Here is a 26160-nt window from a genome sequence, read left to right as displayed (position 1 = left end):
CACAAAAATGAAAATTAAGAATTAACAAAATGTTAAGCCAGTATTAACGAATAGGTACTTTGCGTTTTTTGTGTAAAGGAATTGTAATAAAAATATTAAATCTATGTAAGGACTTAACCCAACCGACCAACTTTTAGCCCATCCGATGTAAAAAATATCCAACAAGGAAATTTTATATTTTTGTCGTGAATCAATAAAATCAATAAAAAAACGTCCCTAGAATTTCTAAGGACGCTTTATTTTCAGTTAAATAGTTAGGTGGATTACCATCCGGGATTTTGACCAAGATCAGGATTCACTACTAAATCCGCATTTGATATTGGCTTCAAATATTTTTTATCATCAAACTTACGATTCTCGTCTGCTCGCCAGATAATATGCCCTTTGCTGCCTTCAGTCAATTTCGCTGCTTTTCCATCAACAACAAAATAGGACACTCCTTGTTTTGGACTTGATGGTGTTTTGGTCACAAAGGATACATCAGGCGTTCCATTGCCATCAAGATCCATTTCTTGATCCATTGCCGGTACGTAAATACCTTTCCACGGCATCTCCAATAAGGTTCCTTTTTTCCAACGCATCAGGTCATCATAACGTAGACCCTCATAAACCAATTCAATTCCTCTTTCTCTGCGAACTTCCAATAAGTATTTATCTGAAATTTCAGGGAAATAAACCTGTTGCAAATAACGATCAACATCAGCAGGTTGTTTTGAACTGATTCCCGCACGAGTCCGTAATGCTCCAATGGTCTCATTCCACAGGGCAGCATCACCCGCTAATTTACCTAATTCCGCCGATGCTTCTGCATAATTCAGTAAGATCTCCGCATAACGCATCATCGTAATGGAATTGTACCCCTCCGTTACACCATCTAATCGCTTGTCATCCAAACTGAATTTCATAATATGGTAACCTGTAAAGGTATACCCAAAATTTGCTGGTGCTGCAGATCCATCTGAACGTTTATAGCCCAATCCGCGAACCGTCTGTGATAATCGTGGATCGCGATTCTTCATCTCATCTACGAATAATAGCTCATCATATCCTGCTTGATCTGTAAAACGGCTTCCATCCACATTCAAATAGGTATTGACAAATTGTTTATTCAATCCCCAACGCGCACCAAATGTAGCTGAATTAAATTTCCAGGTAATTTCATGCCATCTCTTTAAAGCATTATTATAAACATTGGACCACATTACCTCTCCTGAAACCGGATTCTCACTCGTAAATAGGGTTCGGTAATCCTTGCTTGGATTGCCTGTGCTGTATAAGGAGTATTGCTTTGAATCCACAAGCTGCTTGGAAGCATTCAACGACTCGGTCAACCATTTTTCTGCTGTATTGGTCAACTTGATCTCTGGATGATATTTGCGATAGGTCCCTTCGAATAGACAAATCCTGGATTTCATCCCCAAGGCAACCCATTTTGTCATCATGGAAGAGGTATTGTCTTTCTTATCACGAATATTGGCTACCGCATAATTCAAATCCGCAAGAACAGAATCCATTACCGCATGTCTTGGATCGCGACCCTTATATAATAACTCTTTATCTTCTGTTGCCAATGGTTTTGAATACCAAGGCACATCCCCATAGTCTTTGACCATATCAAAATAAAACATGGCTCTGAACAACCTGGCAACCCCAGAATAATGCTTCCTTGCTTCTTCTGGAATGGATGGGTTATCGTATTTACTTAAGAAGTAATTGATATTCCGAAGTTTCGTCCAACTCCATGCTCCTTGATCTACTGCTGAGAAATTCCCTGAGATAAATTTCGGAGAATTGTTCTTGGAGGTATATTCACCCATTTCATCCGCTTGCACAATGGATAAACCAGATGGGATAAATTGTTGATAGAAGGAATTCGCATATAGCTGTAAATCAGCTTCTGTCGTGAAATAAGTGTTTGGAACTAATTTATCAAATGGCTCCCGGTCCAAGAAATCCTTGCTACATGAAGTAAATGCCAGCGCAGCCAATCCTAATATACTATATTTAATTTTTGAGTTCATGATGGTAGAATTAGAATGTTACGTTAAGACCAAAAGTTGTTGTTTTTAATTGTGGATAGGCGTATCCCTCTCCTGAACCATTGGTTAATTCACCAATTGGCTTCTCTATAACTTCTGGGTCAAAATTCTCGGTATGCTTAAACAATCCTGAGAAAGTGAATAAGTTTTGCGCACTTGCAAAGACTTGTACATTGGCCAGCTTGGTTTTCTGCAGCCATTTTTGTGGCACATTATAGTCAATGGTCAATGATTTTAATCGTAAATAAGAAGCATCTTGTAAATAACGGGTTTGCGGTGCTCCCAATGAACGGTCAGTACCTAATGCAGTATAACCTCTATATCTAGGGAAATAAGCATCTGGATTTTCTTCTGACCACATATCCTCCATCATTTTGGTTGGCTGATATCCATAGGGTCTATTGTAAGGACCCCAGAACAATCCTGCTTCTGGTGAGAAATAATAATCACGCTTTGCAATCCCTTGGAAAAATGCCGATAATCCTATCCCATTCCATTTTCCGGATAAGGTAAACCCAAATTGGTAGCGTGCTGAATTATTACCAATAATGCGACGGTCTCCAGGATTATCTACTGTATTATCACCTGAGTTTATGACACCATCAACTTCTCCGTTTTGATTTGGTAAGTCTGCAAATTTCAAATCTCCAGGCAACCAAACATTATTGTTCGAGTTACGGATAAAACTTTGATCCGCATGGTTGGCAACATCTTCTTCTGAAGTAAAGAATCCTAAGGTTTCATAACCCCAAATCTCACCAATCTCCTGACCTACATAATAGTTGTTCAATAATTTTTTCGGATTGTTGAAGCGAGTAATATGGGATCTGCTATCCCATAAAGATCCATTGATTCCCCAGTTAAATGGTTTTCCGGCTAATTCAAATTGATTATTGTAATTCACCGTCAATTCCCATCCTTTTGTCGATAAGTCCGCAAAGTTTCCATAAGGAACAGCGGCACCAAAAACATTTGGCAATGGCTCACCCACGGTAAACATATCATAGGTCATCCGGTTATACCAATCGAAGGTAAAATTCAAGGCATTATCGAAGAACCCTAAATCTGCTCCCACGTTAAACGTTGTGGATCTCTCCCAGGTTAAACCGGATGGAATAACTCCTGGAATGGAGGTATAACTTGGTTGAACTCCTCCTAGGATTACTCCAGTTTTAGCCACCGACATCTGTTCTAGATAACGGTATGGTACTACGTTTCCATTTCCCAATGAACCATAGGAAGCTCTGAACTTCAAATTACTAACCAAGGGTTTTGCTTCTTGGAAAAACGATTCATTGGAAACAACCCATCCCGCTGACACCGAAGGAAAGAAACCAAATCGTTGGTCCTCAGGAAATTTCGACGATCCATCATAACGACCGTTCAATTCAATCAGGTATTTACTATCGTAAGCGTAATTGAAACGGTAGAATAAACCTAAATATGCCCATTCATTACCACCTCCTGTAATATTAAAATTCAAGCCATCCATTAAGTTGAAATCCGGTTTGTTCGGTAAAATAATACCATCACGTTGTGAATTCAACTTTTTCAAGGTTTGAGTTTCTACGTTGTAACCTAATAAGGCATTGATATCATGCTTATCTGCAAATTTCTTGGTATAGTTTGCCGTTAAGTTCCCCGCAAGGTATTTTTTACGCTCGCCCAATTGTCTTAATAAGCTTCGACCAAAACGATCTATTACTCCCGGTGAGTTGCTATAGTTGATATAATTATTGGTTCTTTGCTCATCTTCCCAAGTTCTGGAATAGGTGAAATCTCCTTTTAGCGTCAGTCCGCTTACCGGTTTGATAATCACTCCTGCGGTATTTCGCAAAACGGTATTATTCAGGTCAGAAGCATTGTTCCCTTCAATAAAGGATGCTATTCCGGTATATGCAGCTGAATGGGTATAGGTTCCATCAGGATTGTAAATTACCGCCATGGGATAACCCTGATGCTCAAATTGCCTCCAGATATTGCCATCACCATCTGCAAACATAGGATAGTGATAATCATAACTGCTGATTTCTGTATTGTTCTGGAAGGTCAACCAATCTGTAACTTTGACATCTCCTTTTCCACGGATATTGTACTTGTTAAACTTGTCTGGATTAAAATTGAATAAACCTCCTTGGTGAAAATATCGGCCAGATAGGAAATATGATGCTTTTTCTCCTCCTCCGGATACGCTCATAGCTTGTTCGGTACTCGGCATATTTTCTCTATACACCATATTGTACCAATCGGTATTTCCAAAATACTCATAACGATTCGTCGCCTTATTGAAAACAACTTCCTCGCCTCCAGGATTCTCGGAATGCTGTTTCAAAGCTTCCAAATATTCCAAAGAAAATGGATAAATGTTATTTACGGAAATTGGAGTTGATTTATAATCATACCAGGCATTAAAAGCTTCATTAAAGTTTTTTGCCCATTCATAACCATTGGTCACCAATTTTGGTTCTACCACGCGGTTATTCATGGAAAAGTTAGAGTTTAAGGTTACGGTTGCTTTTCCGGCTTTCGGGTTTTTCGTGGTAATCAATACTACCCCAAACGCAGCTCTGGAACCATAAATTGCAGCCGATGAGGCATCTTTTAATACCGTTACGCTTTCGATATCATTCGGGTTGATCATATTGGGATCTCCTTCTACTCCATCAATCAACACCAATGCACTACCCCCAGCACCAATCGAGGTTGATCCACGCACATTGAAAGTTGCTCCGCGCGTCGGACTTCCATCAACCATCTTTAGGTTTAAATTGGGAAGTGCTCCTTGCAACATCCTACTTAAACTTGCCGCGGGGCGGTTTTCAAGAACCTCTGAGGTTACCTGTGAAACGGCTCCGGTCAAATTGATCTTCTTTTGAGTTCCGTACCCGACAACCACGATCTCTTCAAGATCGTTCTTGTTGTCCAGCTGTATAACCACATTGTTCAAATCACCTGAAACCTGTTGGGTTTTGGTAGTGAACCCGACAAATGAGACAACCAATGTCACATTGGATTTACTACTTTCCAAGGTAAATTGACCATTCTTATCCGTCGCTGTAGCACGATTGCTGCCTTGAATAGCTACCGTCGCGCTTTCAATTGGATTTCCACTCCCATCAACTACCCTCCCCGAAATAGTTTGTTGAAAATCAACTGAATTCATTAACTCTGTCCTCAATTTTGAAGCCGAGCTTTGGATTGGTAAGGACAAAACAGTCCCCGCCAATAGAAATATTGGTATGTAAGATTTCATAAAATTAGAATTCGCTTTTTACTTTAAATTGATGTCAAATTGTAAATGCTTATCACTCCGAATAAATGTTGATATTATTTCATAGGTTAAATTCGATTGCCCTGCTTCGGCAGTCAAGATTTGAGTGGATTCTGGATATAAAACCAATCTCTTGGTGCCATTCCCTGCTTTTAATTCCAACTCAAAATATAAATCACTGTTGTTCTTAACTTCGTAATAATTGGTTTTTACCTTGGTCTTTGCATTGGTTTTCTCATGGTAAGCTGGAGAAACTGAAATCGATGCTTTTACTAGATCTCTAACATTTTCTTCCTTTCCAAACAGGTAATTACTTGACCAAACTACCGTCCTACCAGCTTCCAATGCCTCGCGGATTCCGGCAGCTGTACGATCTTTCGCCATGACCAGTGTCATCGTTCTATGCACGCCCTGCTTCTCGATGTTATAATCATGAGCAATCAGGTTATGGATATCCGTATTTCCAATAATGGTTAAATTACGGTCCAAAGCCCAATCCAATGCTTTCTTATGAAAACCTAAGCCATTTACAACCTCAATTCCATGCAGCTTTTTCTCTTGATACATCTTCTCAACAAAGTCAATCCATTCATAGGACCCTGGAATTGCAGTTGCTTTCCATCCGGGGTGATTCCAGAAAATAAATGCTTTTTGGGCGTAAGCCTTGTCGATTGCTTCCTGATCTAAATTGGAATTGTTATCCGATACTAACTCGTTTGCATCTTGAATGAACAATGCGTTAAAATGTCCTGGAGGCGTTTGTCTTGTCACTTCCGTTCCTTTGACCAAAACAATATTATTCTCCTTTGCCAGTTCAACAGCTAAGTCATGCGAACGATTGTGGTCTACCTTTACATCCGCACTGTGGGGATTATATTCCATATGCTCGGTATATGAAATAGCATCCAACCCTTCACGCCAGGCTTCTTGAATTCTCACATTTGGCCATACATGACCATCGGTAAATACCGTATGCATGTGAAAATCACATTTCAATACTTGATAGCCATTGACATCGGGAATAGTTAGATTTTGCCGTTTTACTGGATATGCGAATTCTGTTAAACGCATAATGCCATCATCAGTCTGTGCTTGTAATAAGCTAACCGAAAAAAAGAAGATTCCAATTAAGGATAATTTCATTTTCATAGTTCACACTATTAGGTTGATTTATAACGGCAAAAATAATTAAGGTTTGTTAACACAATATTAAGAATATGTTTTCGATTAATTAATAAAAAAAAAGAATTTTAAACATTAATTTATCATTTTATGCCGAATACTTATTAATAAAATTAAATTTTCCGTTCAATATTAGCGTCATATAAATATGTATATCAACTACTTATATTATAATCAATAATATTTTAACTTTACACACTCAAAAAACAGCATTTCATAACGATTGTAAAATAATTATTTAACATATAAGATTTGTTAAGAAAAATAAACCTATTAAGAAATCACTTTGTTTTCGGTTTTTGATGCGGTTCTATGCTTATACGACATGAATAGTATTCAAATTCAGGAAGCGGTCGGAGAATGGCCGCAGTTCCTTCGGACCTCCTTCGAAAAAACTCGAACAAAATCCGACTGATCTCCGAAGAAGGTCCGGAGAAAGTCCCCAGAAACTCCAATTTTGACTCGAATATTTCCTGAAGATTTTCTGATACAGAACACTGAATTAATAGCAGAAATAGATTTGGGAATTTTAAGGAGAAAATTTATAGAAGAAATACCCCTGGCAAAGGAATCTAATTGTGTAATTCGGTCAGCATAATTCCGAGATCTTTAACCTGGGCGCTTACATCAAAAGAACCAGGCACTTCCCAACCAATATTAATATGGGAAATATAGAGATCTTCCCATTGACTATCCTTTAAAAAACCATTCTCCTTCGCCAAAAGAAATGCTTTTTTGATTTCAGGGAAAACATCGTATTTCAGCATTTGACCTTTAGAACCAACTTTACTAGCATTGTTTTCACCTAAGACCTCCTTCATATCAGGCATATAAATGAACTTTGCGGTAGTATTGAAATCCTTGTTGGCATATTGCGGCGCAAATTGATGCCTAAAATCATATAAGGAAAGTCCGAACCAAAAATAATCCCCAAACCCTGCTGAAGCCTGATTATTATTCTTTATGGAAAGAAACCATTGAAATTGGGCTGAATGCAGGTTCTGATTAAAATTCTTCTTGTTATGATTATTCTTTACCGCGAGGATAGCATAGGTGACTTGCATTTCTACAGATCTTAGATTTGCCAAACGACCTGCTGGATTTTCAATATCCTGCGAAATCAGCAAGTGTGGCCATTTCTGACCTTCTTTTCTTGGATTATCGGGACTTACTTCGTTTTTTCCATACTCTGAGGAAGTGTTTAATTTCAATCGCAACATCCTATTGGCTGTATCTATCCGAAACTCATTCCCAAACCTGGTTTTATAAATATCGATGCCCTTTTGTTTACTGTAAGCGGCATTTTCAATTTTATTATTATAGTTGTTCCACTGCGCTAATTGCCATACTGGACCTTGATGTTGATTCGAGTCTACTACAATTATTTTTTTAATGGTTAAAGGAAGGTTAGGAACTCCGTCTTCAACCATATACACAGAAAAGCCTCTTGAAAAACTTGGATCTTTCAATAGATTGACCTGCGCTGAAGAGTTCAATGCATTCAAAAAGATCATTAGCAAAACCCAAAGACTCCTCATAATTAATTATTTAAGATTAAATTTAATAAAAAACAACCTGAACAGATCAAGCTCTAAAACTTGTTACTGTTCAGGTTATTGTTTCCTTTGGCAAGATAAAATCCTGCCTTATTTGCTAAATCGGATGGCTCTTAAATTAAAGCCAGAGCGATCTACCACAAATTTTATCTTATGTTTTCCTTCGGTTAGATTAATTTCGACAGGAGTTGTTGGAATGTACCTCCATGAGTTCCAGCTGCCATTGTTAGGAGCTTGAATATCTCCAGGAACACGAACACCATCGACTTCAAGATGGAATAGACCATCGCCATTAGCTGATAAGGATGCATCGAACAGGTATTTACCAGCGTCTTTTACATCCACTGTATATTGATACCAATCCCCAGCGCTGATATAGCCAATGTTATTTCCATTGCCTTCAATTTCCACTGGTTTACTTTTGGAATCTCCCTTACTTCGACGGTAATCATCATTTCCAATATTATTGCCTTCATCATCATTAAAGGCATAGCCTAAACCACCATAATCAAAATCTGCCGCCATGATCTCGGTTTGTTTTCCGGTTTGCAAGATATGAGGCCCGTTGAAAGGCGAAGTAAAGGTCACCATAACATTTACTTTTTTAACAATTGGACCCACAGTATATAGGATAGCAGTTTGTCCTTCTCCTACCCCTGTTATTTCACCCAGTTCATTCACCACTGCAACAGCACTATTTTCAGTGCTCCATACTGCCGCCGGAATATCGTTTGCATTATCTGGAACTCGCTGAACAGTGATGATTTTCTTCTCACCTGGAGTCATTTCTAAATCCGTATCGCTCAACACTATATCCTTCAGGCTGATACGAATGACCGAGTATATTTCTACCTTCTGTCTAATATCCCCAGCTTCTACGACGATATTGGTAAATCCTTCACCGGTGAGTTTGACTTTTCCATCTTGAGAGACCGTAGCGATTTTCTCATCCTCCGAGCTCCACCTGAACTGATAACTACCATCTGTGGGGCTAGCAATTAATTGGACCTCCTCGCCGACAAAACCATTGATGATGGATTTATTCACGTATAACTCCTTGACAACTTCCGTTCGGATATATTCTTCACAACTATTGAAACTCAACAACAATACTAGTCCCAAGCCATATATTATTAATTTTTTCATTTTTCTAAAATTTAAGTCCATAATAACTGGAGGTATTATTTATTTTCGATTTCATCCTCTTCCTTAAATTCAAGTCTTAACTCTTCTTTCATTTCAACCACCGTATTTCCTGAGACATAGTTATACCGCAGCAAGAAAGTCTTGTACGTTTTAAAACCATCATCATCAATTTTGAAGATATTCGGAAAATCAGGATCTCCGTTTACCTGATTAACAACGATGTTTTTATAAGGCTTAATAGTGAGCTTATTGTCAGAACCTACTTCAATTAGAATGGCACCTTGATTAATGACATTGGCATTGGACTCAAAGGCTTCATTACCAGCCATCACCCGTACTGAATTTTTAGTAATGGGATGCATGACCTTATTTCCGGGCATTTCTAATTCCGACGCTGAACCTTGCTCTCTATATTTCCCACGCATACTATAAATGCTTGTCCCGTCTGATTGAGCATAATAATTCTTTGTCCGGACGCTATACAGGATATAGCTCTTTTTCGGATTCGCTTCATAGGCAGAAAAAGATTGCACACGGAGTGGAATAAAATAAGATGAATCCGGCGATAACCCATCAGGTCTGATTTTGATTGGTAATCTTCCAGAAATCTCGCCCGCAGGAATGTTAAACTTTAAACTGGCAATATCGTATTTATCAGCAGGAAGCGGTCGTACATATTTGGAAACATCGGTATCAAAATTCACCAAATTGAACTGATCAATTAAGGTTTTATCCTCTACCAAACTGATTTCAATACCTTTTTCTATAGGCTCAGTTCCACCCAAGGATGCCGCAACATAACCTATAGACTCTTCGCCAAGCTTATGAAACTTTCGAGCAACATTATCCGATTCACTGATTAAGGCAAATACATTTTTATATTGTTCTTTTTCATATACTTCATCATCATTACATGATTGAAATATGGACAAAACTAGGCCCCCAAACAATACCGTTTTCCAAAACCCGGTATTGAATTTATTTATATTGATGTTTTTTCTTTTCATAATTCAATGGTTTTTAGTTTTCCCAACCTGGATTTTGATCTAAAGAAGGTAGCAATCGCACTTCATTCAGTGGGAGTGGTACAAAAGCTAACCTTTTATTCACGATTCTAGCTCCAATTCTCGAGGTGTTAGGAATCACCCGGTTAAAGAAAACATCACGAGAGCCTTCGATATTCATTCCACGGATTGGCACAGATTCAACCTGCTCCATAATCCCCCATCTTCGTACATCATAATATCTTCTATTTTCAAATAAGAATTCCACCATTCTTTCCTTCTCGATCAATCTTTGGATTGCGGCTTTGCCTTCAGTTCCACGAATCCCTGGTATTCCAGCACGATAACGAACTGGGTTGAAAGCTTTCCGGATCGCTTCCGGATCACGACTGATGTTATATTGCTTTCCGTCCAATTCAACTGTATGAGAACCATTGATATTATTCAATGCTTCTGCATATGAAAGTAATATTTCAGCATAGCGAATGATTGGAAATGCTTTATCCATTCTACGCGCATTGGTTCCACCCCAAGCATCCGTTGGATGGATGAATTTTTTCAGGACATAGCCTGTAATCGGGAAATCCACCGGACTACTAACAGAACCTTTACCATTTGGTGAGTCAAAATAATATTCAATGGTTTGGTTGTAATAGCCTGAAGAAGTTGAGGAGGACATGGTCCAATAACTTCCAGAAAAACCAACACTTGCATAGAATCTAGGTTCTCGATTATTATACATATTGCTCACATTGGCATTCAAGCGAAACCCTGAGAATACTTTGGTTGTATTGGTAAAGCCCGATTCGGTATATGGATAATTGCTGCTTGAGTTAGAGATCTCACGACCATCGACCATGGAATAAGCATCCACGACTTTTTGAGTCACAGAGGTACCATTCCATCCATCCAATTTTTGTGGGAAGGACATTCTGGTTTCATCAACCAAGGCTCCACTTCTACGGGCCCAGACATACTCTGCATTCACAGGAACAACAGATTCACCGTTAAACATCTCAGAATAGGAACGATAATGATCAATTCCGGCAGCTCCATTTGGCCATTGCTGATAGTAGTTCGGATCCGAAGTCACCCCTTCTGGTAATTCCGGAGTTTCTGAATCTGCAGGAACCACATGCAACCTGAACATTCCGGTTTCACCCAAATCAATTATGCGCTTGGCAGCTGCAGCAGCTAATGCCCAACGTTTTTCATCATAGTTCTGAGAAATATAGTTTACCTTATCTGTCGACCTTTTCCAAGTACCGAAATAGGTTCTTGCACTTTCACCACCATTGAACAATGGACTGGCATGGATTAATCTCACTCTCGCAATCAGACCGTAAGCTGCTGATTTAGTAGGCAATCCAAATTCAACCAAGGGAACTGAATTAGGCAAAAACTTAGCAGCTTCCTCCAATTCATTACAGATATATTCTACAGCCTCATCGTAGGTAGCACGCGGACGATCATAATCCGAAAGTTGAGCATTTGATTCAATAATTTCATCACCCAATAAAATTGGGGGACCAAAATCCATTAAGATATTGTAATAAGCATATGCACGGATAAATCGTGCATATCCCAAGATCTTAAAACGGTTGTCGGTCTTTAGATCTTTAGCCTCATCAATTCGGTTGAAAATGGTATTACATTTACGAATGATTTTATAATAATTCCCCCATTGATTGAGAGAGTATAAGCTAGTAGCTGTAATCTCCCCTAATACGAATCGCATTCCACTATAACCACTTGATGTTAGGAAGGAAGTAAATCCTTCGTCAGTTGCAAATGGTCCGGGAGTATGAGAGTTATTTTGTAACCTTCCTTCATCTGGAAAAAGGTTCGCCGTTCCCCATAGGTAGGCTTCCACGTATCTTGCTTGCGAAAAAACCGTATCGAGTTTCAGCTCATCACTGAAATAATCATCCACACTTAGAAACTTCTTACATGAGGATGTAGAAACGACTATTAAAATCAGGACTATCGTAAATGATTTTATATGTTTAAAGAAAGTATTCATGGTTTCAGAAATTAAAGGTTTAGATACATTTGAAAGATAAAGGACGTTGGAATCGGATACACTTCCCCATTTCTATAAGCAAGTTCCGGATCAAAAATTTTGACTTTATCCCAAATAACTAAATTATTGGCAACGAGCTGAAAATCAACAGAAGCGATTTTTATGCGTTGCAAGAATGGGGCTCTTAAATTATAATTTAAGTTAACCTCTTGCAATCTTAGATATCGCGCATCTCCTCTCCAGAAATCTGAAAGCTGTGAGTTATTTGTGTTATTTCCATAGGTCAATCTTGGATAACGGGCATTAGGATTTTCAGCCAAAGATGGATCGATACCATTTGCAAGTGCATACTCCATTGGGATCCATCTGTTCGAAGGATCACTTGCTAGATTCAGCACATTTCCATTAACACCATTGAAAAAAGGAACATATCCGGTACCTATTCCATTTCCAGAATAAAAGAAATCCGTTTGACCAGTACCTTTAAATAAGACACCGAGGGTAAACTTTTTATAATTGAACTCACCACCGAATCCATACATCAACAAAGGATAAGTGCTATGCGTCAATGGAACCCGGTCATCAGAATTGATTACCCCATCCCCATTGATATCCCTGTATTTGATATCGCCTGGTTGAACTTTTCCAAATTGAGCTGGTGAGTTATTGACGTCATCCCAATCTCTGAAGAGTCCCAAGGATTGATAACCTCTAATGGAACCATATGGATAGCCTGACACTTCCTGATAAGGATATTTAGGGTTAGCTTCTTCCCAGTTTTGGACATTATTTTTGGAATAGGTAAAGTTGCCTCGAATAGTGAAGCTCATATCATCATTGATGGTATGTTTATAAGAACCACTCCCATCAGCACCAATACTCTTCATCCGACCAACGTTTCCATAAGGCATGGTCGTTAAACCAGCGTAATCAGGCACCTGAACCCTTTGCATAAAGATTCCATTTCTTTGGTCATTGAATACATCGACAATAAAGCTTAGTTTATCGTTAAATAGATTCAATTCCATCCCGATATTGGCTTTTTCAGCTTTTTCCCATTGCAAATTATCTGCTCCGATAACCGACTCATTTACAGCGTCCAATAATGCGGAAGATCCCCAAGGACTAGCTATATAGCTATTTACCATGGTTAAATATGGGAAACGACGGTCATTGGTGATACGGTCATTACCTACAGTTCCAAATGATCCTCTAAATTTCAGGAAGCTAATCCAAGGAAGGTGATCTTTTACGAATTTATAATTTGAGGGCACCCATCCAGCGGCAACAGAAGGGAAAAATCCATATTGTTTACCTGGTTGGAAGTTTTCAGACCCCGTATAACCAAAGTTAAAATCCACCATATAAGTATCCTGATACCCATAGGTAAACCTACTGGAAACCCCTTGATAGCGAATTGGAATTGCACTTAGGTTGTTTGTCCCCTTATCAGCTTCTTTTTGATCACTTAAATAATAATAGACAAGGGCTGATGTACGGTGATCCTCATTAATTTTCTTCTCATAATTCAAGGTACTTTCAAAATGATATTTACGGAATTGGTTGGTGGATTTACCATAAGAAATAGCTTGTGCAGGCGACCTTTCGATGGTAATCAACTCTCCTTGCTGATCTCTACCTACCGCTTGGAATAATGCTGGAGAAATTAATCTAGACTCATTGAACCAACTCACGATATCATAAGCTCCTTGACCTCTAATTTTCAAACCTGGTAGCAGAAAATCCAACTTTTGATCCAATGCTAATGTAAATTTACCACGAAACTCTTGGTTAGATCTTCTTCCCATATGGTTGATCATCACCAATGGCGAACGCAAAGATCCAGTAGTGGATGTAGCAGGCAACTTTCCATCTGAATAAACCAAAGGAATTAACAATGGATTCAAGTTGGATTGAGCATACCAGATATAATCTGTAGAAGCTACTCCTGGTGTATTATTTACCGAAAGAAATCCATCTGTACCAAAGTATAAGGTCGAAGTTGGAGAAAGTTCAAGGTCAATATTGGTTCTGTAATTATAGGTTTTATAACCTGCATTTGACGCATATACACTGGCATCATCAAATTTGTATGCTGCTGTTTCATCACTCATCCCTAAACTCAAGAAATAACGTGCTACTTGCGCCCCACCACGAGCACTGGCATAGAAACTTTTCCGGTAAGCATTATTCCGAAGAACCTGATCTTGCCAACTTACATCTGGATACATATCTCTATCCAAGCCATCTTTTATGATATCAAGTTCAACTCCTGAATAAATAGGTGTTTCACCTCTGACTTCTCGGGCTTCATTTGCCAATCTTGCATAATCATAGGCTCTTAAATAATCCGGTAAACGAGGCAAGAAGTTTGCAGAAGCATTTACCCTTCCAGTTATACTTAATTTTCCTGCCTGTCCTCTTTTGGTCGTAATCAATACCACCCCGTTTGCTCCTCTTACCCCATATACTGCGGTTGCAGAGGCATCCTTCAGGATGGAAAAGCTTTCAATATCTGCAGGGTCGATGGAATTAATATTTCCTTCCAATCCGTCAATCAAAACCAGGGCACTCGAATTGGCGCCAAAGGTTCCAATCCCTCTTACCCAGAATTCTGAAATATTCTTTCCAGGTTCACCACTGCTTTGCAAGGAGATCACCCCGGCTGCTCTACCCCCCAAAAGGTTGGCAATTGAAACCACTGGAGTTTGCAGGGCTTTCACATCCACACTCGTAACGGCGGCAACATTGGATATCTTCCGTTGCTGACCTAGTCCAACAACAACTACTTCGTCGATTTCTTCGGCCTTTTCGTTGAATTGTATGGTTAAATCTGATTTTGCTTCAGTCACCAGGTACTCAATATCCTTGAAACCGACATGTTTAAAGACCAACATATCACCTCGCGAGGCTTTGATGGTGAATTTACCATCTTCCAGAGAAGATGTACCAATACTGATTTTATCACGTAGATAAATGGTAACAGCCGGAATCGGGTTACCTAAATCATCCAATACCGTCCCACTTATATTATAACTTTCTTGGCTATAGGCCGACAAAACTGAGAATGATAGAATTACCATCCACAGAGAAAGGATTTTAAATTTCATAATGTAGAATTTAGGCTTTTAATTAATGGATAGTTTTCTAACACGATTATTATTAAAATCAGCTACATAAACTGACCCATCGGAACTAATTCCGATTCCAGTAGGGTTATTGAACAGGGCATCTTCTTTACCTCCGTCTCTCCAGCCTGCAGTTCCAGGCATTCCAAGCACAGTTTCAACTAATCCTTCTGAGTTAATTCTACGAATACAATGGTTTCCGCTATCAGCGATATACATATTCCCGTCGGCATCGGTAAAAATCTGCTCTGGGTTTCTAAATTGGGCGACTTCCAGCTTTCCATCCCGATGTCCACCTGCAGTGGATCCGGACAATTTTTTAAAGGTTGTCTCAGGTTTGGTTACATCGATACTGCAAATACTATTGGCATTGACTCCAGAGTTTCCAAAAAATGAAATATAAAGGATATTCGGATTATTAGGACTAAAGGTAAGACCGTAGCTATCTCCTTGTTCGGTTTTAAAGATGGTTTCGACCTCATAGGTTCGAGGATTAATCTTCACGATATGACCATAATAGTAACGTGTATAGATAAAGCCATCCGAAGGATTTACTACCATGGAATGTTTCCATCCATTTTCTGGGCGGTCTCCAGATGCGGGCCATCTCATTTCTCGAATCCTAGGACCCCAGAATTCTTTTGGGTCTAAGGAGTAATAGGAACCTACCGTGGTTTCCGTTGGGAAACTGATAATGCCGGTAAGCGGATCTGCTGCTGGCACGTTGGCAATTACATTTCTTGCCACCGTTATCAATTCATTTTTCTCTTCATCAATTCGGGCAACATGATATTGGTCTGGCACCCGATTAATGATAAAGATATTATCATCTTTATCCACGCATAAATACCTTGGTGCAACGATGGACTGGGTGAGGTCGCCATCGCGATAGGTATCGCGGCTTCCGTTCCCTGCTAGCGTTGTTACCGTTACCGAAGTTTTGTAAAAGAAGTCTTTATTGTAGGCGATGGAGTCATCGCCGATGGCGACAGAGATCTTACAGGTATCCCCAGGAAGTCGGGGCGCCAAGACATACATTCTACTACCGGTTGATCCGACTACGGCAGCTTTTTTACCATTGAACCAAACCCGAATTTGCGAGGGGTCTGTTCCAAAATTATCACCGGTAATCATTACTTTTTCCAGGTATTTCCCGGAATCGGGGTAAACGAGATCAACTTTAATTGGTTTTGATGCATCGTAGGGGACATTGATGCCATCTTCGGCTTTTTCATCTTTACAAGAGCTTGAAAGAATCAATAATGCGAAAGCAAAAGCACCTAAAAAATGGCCAATACGCATCATCGAGAGATTGATACTGAACATAATTTTCGTTTAAGTAAATGGTTAGTTTTAATTCTATAAATTAGTGTAAGCTATTTATTATTTGGTTTTAAGAGTTTAATAATTGGTGTTAGTTGATTAATAATTTTCATTGATAGTGTTAAGACAATATAATTAGACAGTTAGATATTACCATCCTGTACTATCCTGCATAAAAAAAAGAGTCAATTCTTGGAATTGACTCTTTTTTCTTATTTTATTTTCTTATTTTTTAAATAATAAGCAAGATTTACCTTTCGTTCTCTTTCGTTAAATCTATCAATCCTTGTTTAAGTTTTTCAGATTTAAAATCCATCATGCCTACTTGTTTTCCAATGATATCACCATTTTTTGCAAAAATAACGGTCATCGGGATGGAGTTGGACATTAATTCCTCCGGCAATTCTGCATCTACAGTATAAAGCGGAAGGGTATATTTATTTTTAGCCATAAATTTTGCAGCTTTATCGATATCCTGATCTACTTCAATAGCCATAAATACGATATCTTTTTCAGCTTTAAGCTCCTCATGTAATTTTTGTAGGGAAGGCATCTCCGCAATACATGGAGGACACCAGGTTGCCCAAAAGTTCATGACAACAACTTTACCTTTTAAATCCTGCAGTGAAACCGTTTCTCCATTAATATTCTTGAAACTGGCATTGATGCTGTTCGCTTTTTCGACCAACTTTGCTTCTTGTACCTCTTCCGTATTCGATTTATTTGCGATAGAATCATTCGATGATTGCTCTTTTACCGCAGTATTACAACCAACGGCTAAAAGGGCCAACATGGACATTCCCAATAAGATTTTTTTCGTTTTCATATTTAAATTTCTTAAGATTATTTGACTATTTGTACAATTTGACCTGAATTTATTTCTTCGGAGGCCTTTTCAATGATTCTGTCCGTAGGTTTGAGATCACCAAATACCTCCACTCCATTTTCCTGGCTTTGACCCAGAACAACTGGCACGCGTTCCACTTTATTAGCTTCGTCAAGTCTCAGAACGAATACCCCAGATTGAGAGTTTACCACACTACTTTGAGGGACAAAGACGGTAGGTCTTTTTCGTTTTAAATTGAGTTGAACATCGGTATAATCGCCACCATTCAAGGCGCGGCTTTGATTAGGCACATCAAATTCAAGTGCTAAGGATCTTGATACGGGATCAATCACCAAGGCATTTCGCTTAAGTTTTGCCTTGAACACCGAATCAGGCATACTTAAGACCTTGAACTGAGCCACGGTACTATCAGAGATCGACTGCGCATGCAATTCAGGAACAACCACCTTGAGTTTCAAATTATTATTATCCACCAATTTAAAGAAAGGCATTCCGGTATCCCCCATTAGGGCACCTACAGAAAAATTACGTTGAGTAATAATTCCGGAAAATGGCGCCCGGACCACCAAATATTCACGCATTTGATTAGACTTCTTATAGGAGAAATTACTTTCTTCAAGGGCTGCGCTATCTCTCAACATGGATCCATAAGCCTGTTCAAATTCCAAATCAGAGACTGCACCAACACTTTGGTTTTTAACTTTTTTAAGTCGGTCATACCGACTTTTGCTGACTTCAAAATTAGCTCGTAATTGTTGTGATTTTGCGCGATCTGCTGTAGATTGAATATCCATTTCCGGAGCTTCCAGTACCGCCAGGATTTGCCCCTTTCGGACCTGATCCCCCACATCAACATTGATTTTCCGCACAAATCCTTTTATCTTTGCAAACACATCCACAGATTCATAAGGATGTAGCTCTGCCGGCAATTTCAAGGTATAAGAAGGCTGTTGTTCAACAGGTTGAACAACTTTTACGGAAATTGTATTTTCGGAAGGACTTTCCTTTTTAGTTTTTGTCTCCTCACTGTTTGCCTGGCAACCAGCCAATAACAAGACAAGTCCGAATATGCTAAGTTTTTTCATTGTTTATTTTTCTAAATAGAATTTACTATTGGAATCATCTGGATCTAACGAAGGTGAACCATATGATGCTTTATTCATGATTAAGCTAAAGATTAATGGGATTATTAATAGGATAGTCAAGGTTGAACTCACAAGTCCACCAATTACGGCTTGGCCTAATGGAGCTACTTGTTCACCTCCATCTCCCATTCCAAGGGCCATTGGCGTCATTCCCGCCAGCATGGCCAATGCTGTCATCAAGATGGGGCGAAATCTAGATTTCGCGGCCAACAAGGCTGCCCTTGATGCCGGAAGATGTAATTTCTTGCGATACCATTCAGCTTGATTAATTAATAATACCGCATTCGAAACTGACACCCCGATAGACATGATTATCCCCATGTAAGATTGGAGATTTAAGGTACTTCCACTTATCCAGATCATGATTGATGATCCTGCAATTACTGCGGGAACAACTGAAAGAATTACTAAACTGACCCTTACAGATTGGTAATAAGCAGACATCATAAAGAAAATAACTACAATGGCAATGGACAGCCCCGAGAGCAATCCAGTTAAAGTTTCCTCCAATAGCGGCAAGTTTCCTTCCTTCCAAATCCGGGTTCCACGCGGCGGTTCTCCCACTTTTTTCAAGCTTTCATTGACTGCCTTATTTGCAGCACCCAAATCTTTTTCATGGATATCAGCGAGAATACTGACATACCGATTTGGTCCACGACGATTAACCTGAGCTGGAACTTCATTGGCAGTAATGGTTGCAATATCCTCTAGAACCGGAGTTGAAGAACCTTGCTTTACGGGTATTGACCTAAGATCCTGAAGTGTTTGGATCATATTCTCAGGGACTTGAACCTGGACTTGGAACACCAATCCCGATTTAGGATCGACCCATAGGTTTTTATCTGTAAATCGCGTGGATGAGGTGGTTGCGGCCAAGTTTCTAGAAACTTCTTGCACGGTCAGTCCAAATTCCGCAAGCCTACGGCGATCGATTTTGATATCAATGGTAGGATAATGAAGCGGTTCAGATATTTGTACATCCTTTAAAAATGGATAGGTAGCAAGCTCATTCTTAATCTTCTCGGCGAATTTTTCAGCATTTTTCAACTGAGCAGAACTAACCTTAACCTCCACAGGAGTCATTGAACCTTGTCCAATTATTTTTTCCATCAGTTCTATTGGCTCAAAATTAATCCTGGCATTCGGATATTTTTCCTGAACATGGTTTCTAACGAACTCCTTGAACTCATCTGTTTTCATTCCCAATTTCTTTTTGTCGAGGGACAATTGCATTACGGCTTCCCCGGTTGAGCTGGTGAATAAAAAGATGGGGTTGATAGGGTTAGCTGAAGGATGCATCCCGACAAAAGAGGATGATATTTTCAAACTATTTTCAGGAAGTTGTGCCACTAAACTTTTGGTCAATGATTTAACAGTCTCTTCGGTGCGCTCCAAGCGTGTACCATCCGGCATGCGCAGTCTCACCTGAAAATCACCACCTTCAGATTTCGGCATAATATCCGTTCCTAAAATACTAACGGCTCCAAATACCAATAGAAGGGCAATAACAGCATAGAGAATGGAAATCAACTTGGATTTTCCAAAGAAAGAACGCAGCTTAAATGTATATTTTATACCGACCTTATCAATAAATGATTTTTTATATTTCCCAGCATGGTGCTTCTTCGTTTTCATGATCCAGTTTGCCATAATCGGCACAAAGGTCTGGGAAGAAATAAAGGATGCAATCATGGCAAATGCTACTGCCATTGACAAAGGCATAAACATATCACGCGGGATACCTTCCATCATAAATGCAGGAGTCAATACGGCAAGAATACTTAATAGAATCAGAAGTTTTGGTGCTGATATCTCTAATAAGGCATCTAAAATAGCCTTGGCTTTTTTCTTACCGAGTTCCATATGTTGGTGTATATTTTCGATGGTCACCGTTGCTTCATCGACGAGGATACCAATGGAGAGCGCCAAGCCAGAGAGGGTCATGATATTGATACTCTGTCCAAACATATGCAGTGTGATTACAGCGGTAATAATCGCGATCGGAATGGTTAAGATCACGATTAATGCTCCCCGAGGGTCGCGTAAGAATAAAAAGACCATTAACCCAGTCAGTAAGGCACCTAAGGCACCTTCAAAAATCAGGTTGGAAAGAGATCTTGAAATATAAACCGATTGGTCAAAGGCATAAGTTATCTTGACACCCTCCGGCAATAAGCTTTCGAGCATTGGCAAGGACTTCTTCAGGTTATCCACCGCATCCAAGGTCGATGCATCTGGTTTTTTGATAATCGGAAGGTAAACTGATCTTTTTCCATTGATAATTGCATATCCGACGGTTTGATCGGCTGCATCCATCACCGTTGCCACATCCCCAATTAAGATTGTTCTTCCATTCAAGGATTTGATTGGGGTTTCCAGGAACTCTTCAACCCCATTAGAAATTGAGTTAATTGGGGCCATTAGGTTTTTATCACCAATCCGGACATTCCCTGCTGGTGAGGGCATGGAGTTTTTGGTGACCGCCAAGGTTACCTCCTCTGGGCTCAAGCCATGCGCTTTCATTTTTTGAGGATCAATATTCACGACCAAACTACGCATATTCCCTCCGAAAGGAGCTGGTGCTGTAATGCCTGGAATATTGACAAACATGGGCCTCACTTTGGTTAAAGCCATGGTTTGGAGTTCGGTGACCGAGTGTTGGTCAGAGTCAAAGACCAATTGACCAACAGGCAAGGAACTACCATCAAAACGTACGACCATGGGAGGTACTGCACCAGAAGGTAAAAATCCCATCGCCCGGGAAACCTGCATACTGATTTCAGCAGATGCCTGGGACATATCTGTTCCGGGGTAAAAGGTAAGCTTCATTAAAGACAAACCTTGTACACTCTTAAAATCCAACTCTTTAACACCATTCACAAAGAGCAGGACTTTTTGAAATTCATTCGCCATAAAGCCATCCATATAGGCAGGTGATAAACCACCATAAGGCATGGCAATATACATGGCAGGAGATTCGATTTCGGGAAATATATCGACTTTAATCTTTTTGATGACCGGCCAAGAGAAATAGGCAATCGCAAAGATTACCATCATGATGGCTATTGGTCTTCTTAAAGCAAAACGTATTAAATTCATAGGGGCTCTTTAAAAATGATTAAACAATTGACTGAAATCAGCTTGTTGGTAGCTTTTATTTACCTGCAGATTCCAATAATTTAAGTAAGCAGTTAGGTTCTGTCTTTCCGTTTGCAGGAGGATTTCCTGAACCTGCAACAGTTCTGCGAGATTGATTAAACCACCTTCATAGCGTGCTTTATACAGATTAAAAGCATCTTCGGCTTGTCTTCTACTGACATTGGATTCATGGATTCCTTCGGCAGCAGCAGCAATCTCTGCATTTAACTGGCCTAATTGACTATTGATTTCATTTTGAACAAGCTCCTGTTCAAATAAGTTATTCTGAAGCTTCAGGCTATAATGCTTCTTATCCGATTTAGATCTAAACATATCCTGTAGGTTCCAGGTTAGTCCGACACCTACGAAATAGTTATTTGCAAAGTCATTATAGATTTCAGGATAGGCACTATGTACATAACCATTGGAAGTAATTCCTGAACTTCGATTCGCAAGTCCACCTAAAAGCATAATTCGAGGCAGGACTTCCCTACTTTGTTTTTTTTCCAATAGATCCAAGGCCTCAGCCTCTTTCTTTTTCATCAAAATCAAAGGATGATCCTGAGCATTAACTTGTGTATTTCCTATTAGTTCTAAAAATGCCTGACTTTTTGATTCCGGATTGTTTAGCATATCCTCATTGGTAAATTCCTTCAATAAGATTTTGGCACCATTCAGTTTACCTTGGATTTGCAATAAGTTACTTTCCACATTCTTAAGGGAAGAAGTTGCCAATAAGGTGTCTGCTCCAGGTATAATCCCCGCTTTTGCAAGGCCTTTGCTAATGTCCAAAATGGACTGATAGCGATCAGAATGTTTCTGATACCAATCATCCATTACCTGAAAAAACAGAAATTCTATATATCGTTTAGTTAACTTCTGTTGGATATTAAAGGCGAATTCCTGTTCTATTAATCTAGAATGATCGATTTTACTACTGGAAATATCTTTGTCCAGGCTTTTTCTACCGAAGTTGATCAAATCCCAATTCATGCTAGCAGAAAGGAAATGATTAAAGGTACTGGAGGCACCTTGCAATTGGTTTGGCCCAGAGATATTGAGGATTCCCGGCAGGGGCAAAAATGCACCTGAGGTTCCTTCCACAGAGCTCAGCCCTTGTTGCAATTGAGCTTGAACCTGAGGTTTATATTTAATTTGTTGAGCAATACTATCTTGTTTTGCCAATAAGATTTGTTGTTTTTGAATTTCAAATCCTTTATAGTAATTCCTAGTTTTCTCCCAAAGATGCTGTAGGTCTTGGCCATTGCTTTGGAAAGCATAGCACAATCCCAAGAGGATCAATAGGCTATTGATTTTTAAACCCATATTAAGTATTAAAATTTGTATTGATGGACAGCTTGACCAGAGCTAGTCCAATGAAAAAATGGTACGGACAGAAAAGTCCATATCCAGGTCATCAACATTTATCCTCGGACAAATGCTTGCTAGGAATGCAATTCTATAAGTTTAATCGACGAAATTGTAGGAATAGGTCATTGGAATTCAGTTTTGGGGTATTCCAATGAAAATTTTCGACATCTTTCCTAGGCAGGAAAGCGAAAAGGATTAAGGCAAGGTTAAATAAAGCAAATACAGCAGGCTGTACCTGAAATTGTTTAACCATGAAATCGTGAGCATTGATTTGCTCAGTAGCCACGCTACAATCAGCCGCTTCATAGTCAATCCAAGAATCAGGCTTAGCAGATTTGTTATTTCTGCTTTCAGTTTTGGTTTCCTGTGCGAGATTTTGCTTGATTGATGCCTTAATCGGACATGAGGTTAAGACAAACAACAATACTATCCCTATTATCTTAGCGAATAGCGGTAGTTGTTGGTTAAACCCGATTGTTGTGTTAAGCATAAATGCAAAGTTAGGGCTAATATTAGGAAATAAAAAATATTTCAAGAATGTTACTAGTCTAGACGAGGACCCGAATTTCGTTTCTCAACAAAACGATTTTGTCTTCATTTTCAAGTTTTTTCAAGATTCTGGATACCACCACACGAGAAGTATTTAGGTCCATTGCAATATCCTGATGGGTGACCGTTAGAATCCGATCCTCAGTTAATTTCACTTTTTCTTTCAGGTAGTTCATGATTCGATCTTCCATTTTGGAAAAGGCAAGATTATCGATTGCTCCCAGCATTTCATTCATTCTGGAAGAATAGCTATTAAGGATAAAGTTCCGCCAGGAGCTGTATTTTCCTAACCATTCATTGAGGTATTGATTGGGAATCATCGCCACTGTGGTTTCCATTTCTGCCTGAGCTCTGATTTCACTTTTCTTGTTTCCTACGCAGCAGGCAATGGACATGGTACAGGTTTCCCCTTTGGCGAGATAATACAACAGCAATTCACCTTCTTTTTCATCCTCACGCATAATCTTGATGGCACCCGTAAGTAACAAAGGCATTGCTCGAATATACTGACCAATATCAACGATTATTTCTCCCGCTTGGAAGGTCTTTAAAGTAGCAACCGCCTCAATTTCTTCAATTAAGGCGGGTTCTAATATTCCTGTATAAGCGTTTTCTATTAGACTCATACTCAAATATACTATTTTGTTGTTTCTTTCCCTTGCTTTTTCCAGTCAATAAAACTACCAGCATAGTTATAAACCTTGTCGAATCCGTTTTTCTCTAGGAAGGACGCTGCAATGGTTGCACGGTCTCCAGATTGACATTGAATAATAATCTTTTTGTCCTTGATATCAGTAGGTAAACTCTTCCTAAACGAGCCTACAAAGCGATGTTCAGCACCTGGGATATGTTCAGCTTTAAATTCAGATAAACCACGTACATCCACTAATACGGTATCTGGATTATCTTTCATGGATTCAACTGTATCCGCATCTACAAGATTTGTTTTCTCCAATTCAGCATCAGTTAAATCGGTAACAAAACCTTTGATATTATCCAATCCGATACGCATCAGTTTACGAGTAATTTCTTCCTGATTACCTTCATCCGCAATCATTACCATATTTTCATCATAACCGATCATCCATCCTGCCCAATTTGCCAAAGAGTTATTATTTTGAATATTAATAGAGTTCTTCAAATGACCTTTTGCAAATTCAGTTTTATGACGCGTATCGATCAAAGTAATATCCTTCATATCATCCACTTGTTCCACAGAAAGGGTTGGATGTTCAGGAACTTCAACTAAAAGAGGTCTATCCACCTTGTTTAGTTTCTTCATCATCGCAAAGTACACAGGAGCTTCGGGTTGATCACTTAAGAGGTAATTTTTAAATCCTTCGTAATCATCAGCAAATTGGAATGCCCAGTTTCTCAATTTTTCGTAACCTACGGTACTGCTAGGCACCGCTCCTAAGGCTTTACCACAAGCAGAACCGGCACCATGACCTGGCCATACTTGCACATAATCAGGCAGGGCTTCAAATTTCTTAAGGGATTGGAACATTTGTTCAGCACCAATTTCTTTGGTACCAACCAATCCAGCGGCTTCTTCTAATAGGTCTGGGCGGCCGATATCACCTACGAATACGAAGTCTCCAGTAAAAATCATAACGGGTTCATCCGACGCAGGATGGTCTCTTAACAAGAAGCTGATACTTTCCGGTGTATGACCAGGGGTATGCATAACTTCAAGGCTTAAGTTTCCTACTTTAATGAGATCCCCTTCTTTAAGTCCTACGTGCGGGAATTCATATTGCCAATTTTCACCACCCTCATCTGACAAGTACAACTGAGCACCTGTTGCTTCTGCTAATTCACGAGATCCAGCCAAGAAATCAGCGTGAATATGCGTTTCAGCGATATGGGTGATTTTCATATTATTTTGCTTTGCAATTTCCAAATAGGTATCAATATCCCTTTTGGCATCAATTACAATAGCTTCATTTTTTGCTTGACAGCCAATAAAGAAACTGGCTTGCGCTAAGGTTTTATCATTAACTTGTTGAAAAAACATAGTATTCTTATAATTTAATAATTTATAAATCTGTCTTAGTTAATGTTAATTATTTGTTGTTTTGGATCCAGGCAACATATCCTCCTTGGAGGTCATAGATTTCTTTAGCGCCAAGATTTTCCAACAATTTTGCGGCGATCTGCGAACGCATTCCCGACCGACAATATAGATAAATAGGTTCATCGAGATTCACTTTTTGAGCTGCTAATTCTTCAAAATCTGAAGACTGAACATTGATAAGTGTTGATCCATCGATTTTCCCTAAATCGTATTCCATTTCTGTTCTAACATCCAAAAGTTGAACAGGATTATTTTCTATCTGAGCTTTAAACTCTGGGAGTGTTAATATTTTTATCATAACGATTAATTTAATATAACAAAACTAGCCTAGTTTGAAATGATTGACAGCTACTTTTGTTAC

The 26160-nt window shown here is 39.2% G+C and carries 17 protein-coding genes; all 17 read right to left on the bottom strand.

Features of this window, described 5'->3' with window-relative positions; genetic code table 11:
* Window positions 1-263 precede the first annotated feature (263 nt).
* Window positions 264-2021, bottom strand: coding sequence for a RagB/SusD family nutrient uptake outer membrane protein (locus tag ACF3OC_RS06225; RefSeq protein ID WP_094280428.1), 1758 nt, complete (start codon window positions 2019-2021; stop codon window positions 264-266).
* A 10-nt stretch (window positions 2022-2031) separates the two neighbouring features.
* Complete coding sequence (locus ACF3OC_RS06220; protein ID WP_392471129.1) at window positions 2032-5292, bottom strand: SusC/RagA family TonB-linked outer membrane protein; 3261 nt, start codon at window positions 5290-5292, stop codon at window positions 2032-2034.
* A gap of 18 nt (window positions 5293-5310) precedes the next feature.
* Complete coding sequence (locus tag ACF3OC_RS06215; RefSeq protein ID WP_094280426.1) at window positions 5311-6459, bottom strand: Sb-PDE family phosphodiesterase; 1149 nt, start codon at window positions 6457-6459, stop codon at window positions 5311-5313.
* A 605-nt stretch (window positions 6460-7064) separates the two neighbouring features.
* Window positions 7065-8030, bottom strand: a complete 966-nt coding sequence (locus tag ACF3OC_RS06210; protein ID WP_144043685.1) for a hypothetical protein — start codon at window positions 8028-8030, stop codon at window positions 7065-7067.
* A gap of 108 nt (window positions 8031-8138) precedes the next feature.
* Window positions 8139-9194: a carbohydrate-binding protein gene (locus ACF3OC_RS06205; RefSeq protein WP_179221442.1), complete on the bottom strand. Its 1056-nt coding sequence runs from the start codon at window positions 9192-9194 to the stop codon at window positions 8139-8141.
* A gap of 35 nt (window positions 9195-9229) precedes the next feature.
* Window positions 9230-10201 (bottom strand): BT_3044 domain-containing protein, encoded by a 972-nt coding sequence (locus ACF3OC_RS06200; RefSeq protein WP_392471126.1) that lies wholly within the window; start codon window positions 10199-10201, stop codon window positions 9230-9232.
* A 13-nt stretch (window positions 10202-10214) separates the two neighbouring features.
* Window positions 10215-12221 carry a RagB/SusD family nutrient uptake outer membrane protein gene (locus tag ACF3OC_RS06195; protein WP_094258303.1) on the bottom strand — a complete coding sequence of 669 codons (2007 nt, stop codon included), beginning with the start codon at window positions 12219-12221 and terminating at the stop codon, window positions 10215-10217.
* Window positions 12222-12232: 11 nt separating this feature from the next.
* On the bottom strand, window positions 12233-15331 hold the full coding sequence (locus ACF3OC_RS06190; RefSeq protein ID WP_094258302.1) for a TonB-dependent receptor: 3099 nt from the start codon (window positions 15329-15331) through the stop codon (window positions 12233-12235).
* An 18-nt stretch (window positions 15332-15349) separates the two neighbouring features.
* Window positions 15350-16675, bottom strand: coding sequence for an IPT/TIG domain-containing protein (locus tag ACF3OC_RS06185; RefSeq protein ID WP_218823959.1), 1326 nt, complete (start codon window positions 16673-16675; stop codon window positions 15350-15352).
* Between the two features lie 247 nt (window positions 16676-16922).
* Window positions 16923-17498: a TlpA disulfide reductase family protein gene (locus tag ACF3OC_RS06180; protein WP_094280422.1), complete on the bottom strand. Its 576-nt coding sequence runs from the start codon at window positions 17496-17498 to the stop codon at window positions 16923-16925.
* A gap of 17 nt (window positions 17499-17515) precedes the next feature.
* Entirely contained in the window at window positions 17516-18604 is a 1089-nt protein-coding gene (locus tag ACF3OC_RS06175; protein ID WP_094280421.1) for an efflux RND transporter periplasmic adaptor subunit, read from the bottom strand.
* 3 nt (window positions 18605-18607) lie between these two features.
* The gene (locus tag ACF3OC_RS06170; RefSeq protein ID WP_094280420.1) at window positions 18608-21763 is read right to left on the bottom strand and encodes an efflux RND transporter permease subunit; all 3156 of its coding nucleotides are present in this window, start codon (window positions 21761-21763) and stop codon (window positions 18608-18610) included.
* Between the two features lie 9 nt (window positions 21764-21772).
* On the bottom strand, window positions 21773-23128 hold the full coding sequence (locus tag ACF3OC_RS06165; protein ID WP_094280419.1) for a TolC family protein: 1356 nt from the start codon (window positions 23126-23128) through the stop codon (window positions 21773-21775).
* Window positions 23129-23261: 133 nt separating this feature from the next.
* On the bottom strand, window positions 23262-23663 hold the full coding sequence (locus tag ACF3OC_RS06160; RefSeq protein WP_094258297.1) for a hypothetical protein: 402 nt from the start codon (window positions 23661-23663) through the stop codon (window positions 23262-23264).
* A 58-nt stretch (window positions 23664-23721) separates the two neighbouring features.
* Window positions 23722-24348 (bottom strand): Crp/Fnr family transcriptional regulator, encoded by a 627-nt coding sequence (locus ACF3OC_RS06155; protein ID WP_179221441.1) that lies wholly within the window; start codon window positions 24346-24348, stop codon window positions 23722-23724.
* An 11-nt stretch (window positions 24349-24359) separates the two neighbouring features.
* Window positions 24360-25739 (bottom strand): rhodanese-like domain-containing protein, encoded by a 1380-nt coding sequence (locus ACF3OC_RS06150; RefSeq protein WP_392471120.1) that lies wholly within the window; start codon window positions 25737-25739, stop codon window positions 24360-24362.
* Window positions 25740-25788: 49 nt separating this feature from the next.
* Window positions 25789-26097 carry a rhodanese-like domain-containing protein gene (locus ACF3OC_RS06145; RefSeq protein WP_094280417.1) on the bottom strand — a complete coding sequence of 103 codons (309 nt, stop codon included), beginning with the start codon at window positions 26095-26097 and terminating at the stop codon, window positions 25789-25791.
* Window positions 26098-26160: the final 63 nt, after the last annotated feature.

Source organism: Sphingobacterium cellulitidis, assembly GCF_043187465.1.
Taxonomy (GTDB): domain Bacteria; phylum Bacteroidota; class Bacteroidia; order Sphingobacteriales; family Sphingobacteriaceae; genus Sphingobacterium; species Sphingobacterium cellulitidis.
The sequence above is the reverse complement of the archived record's forward strand: the minus strand, read 5'-3'. Positions and strand labels throughout refer to the sequence as shown.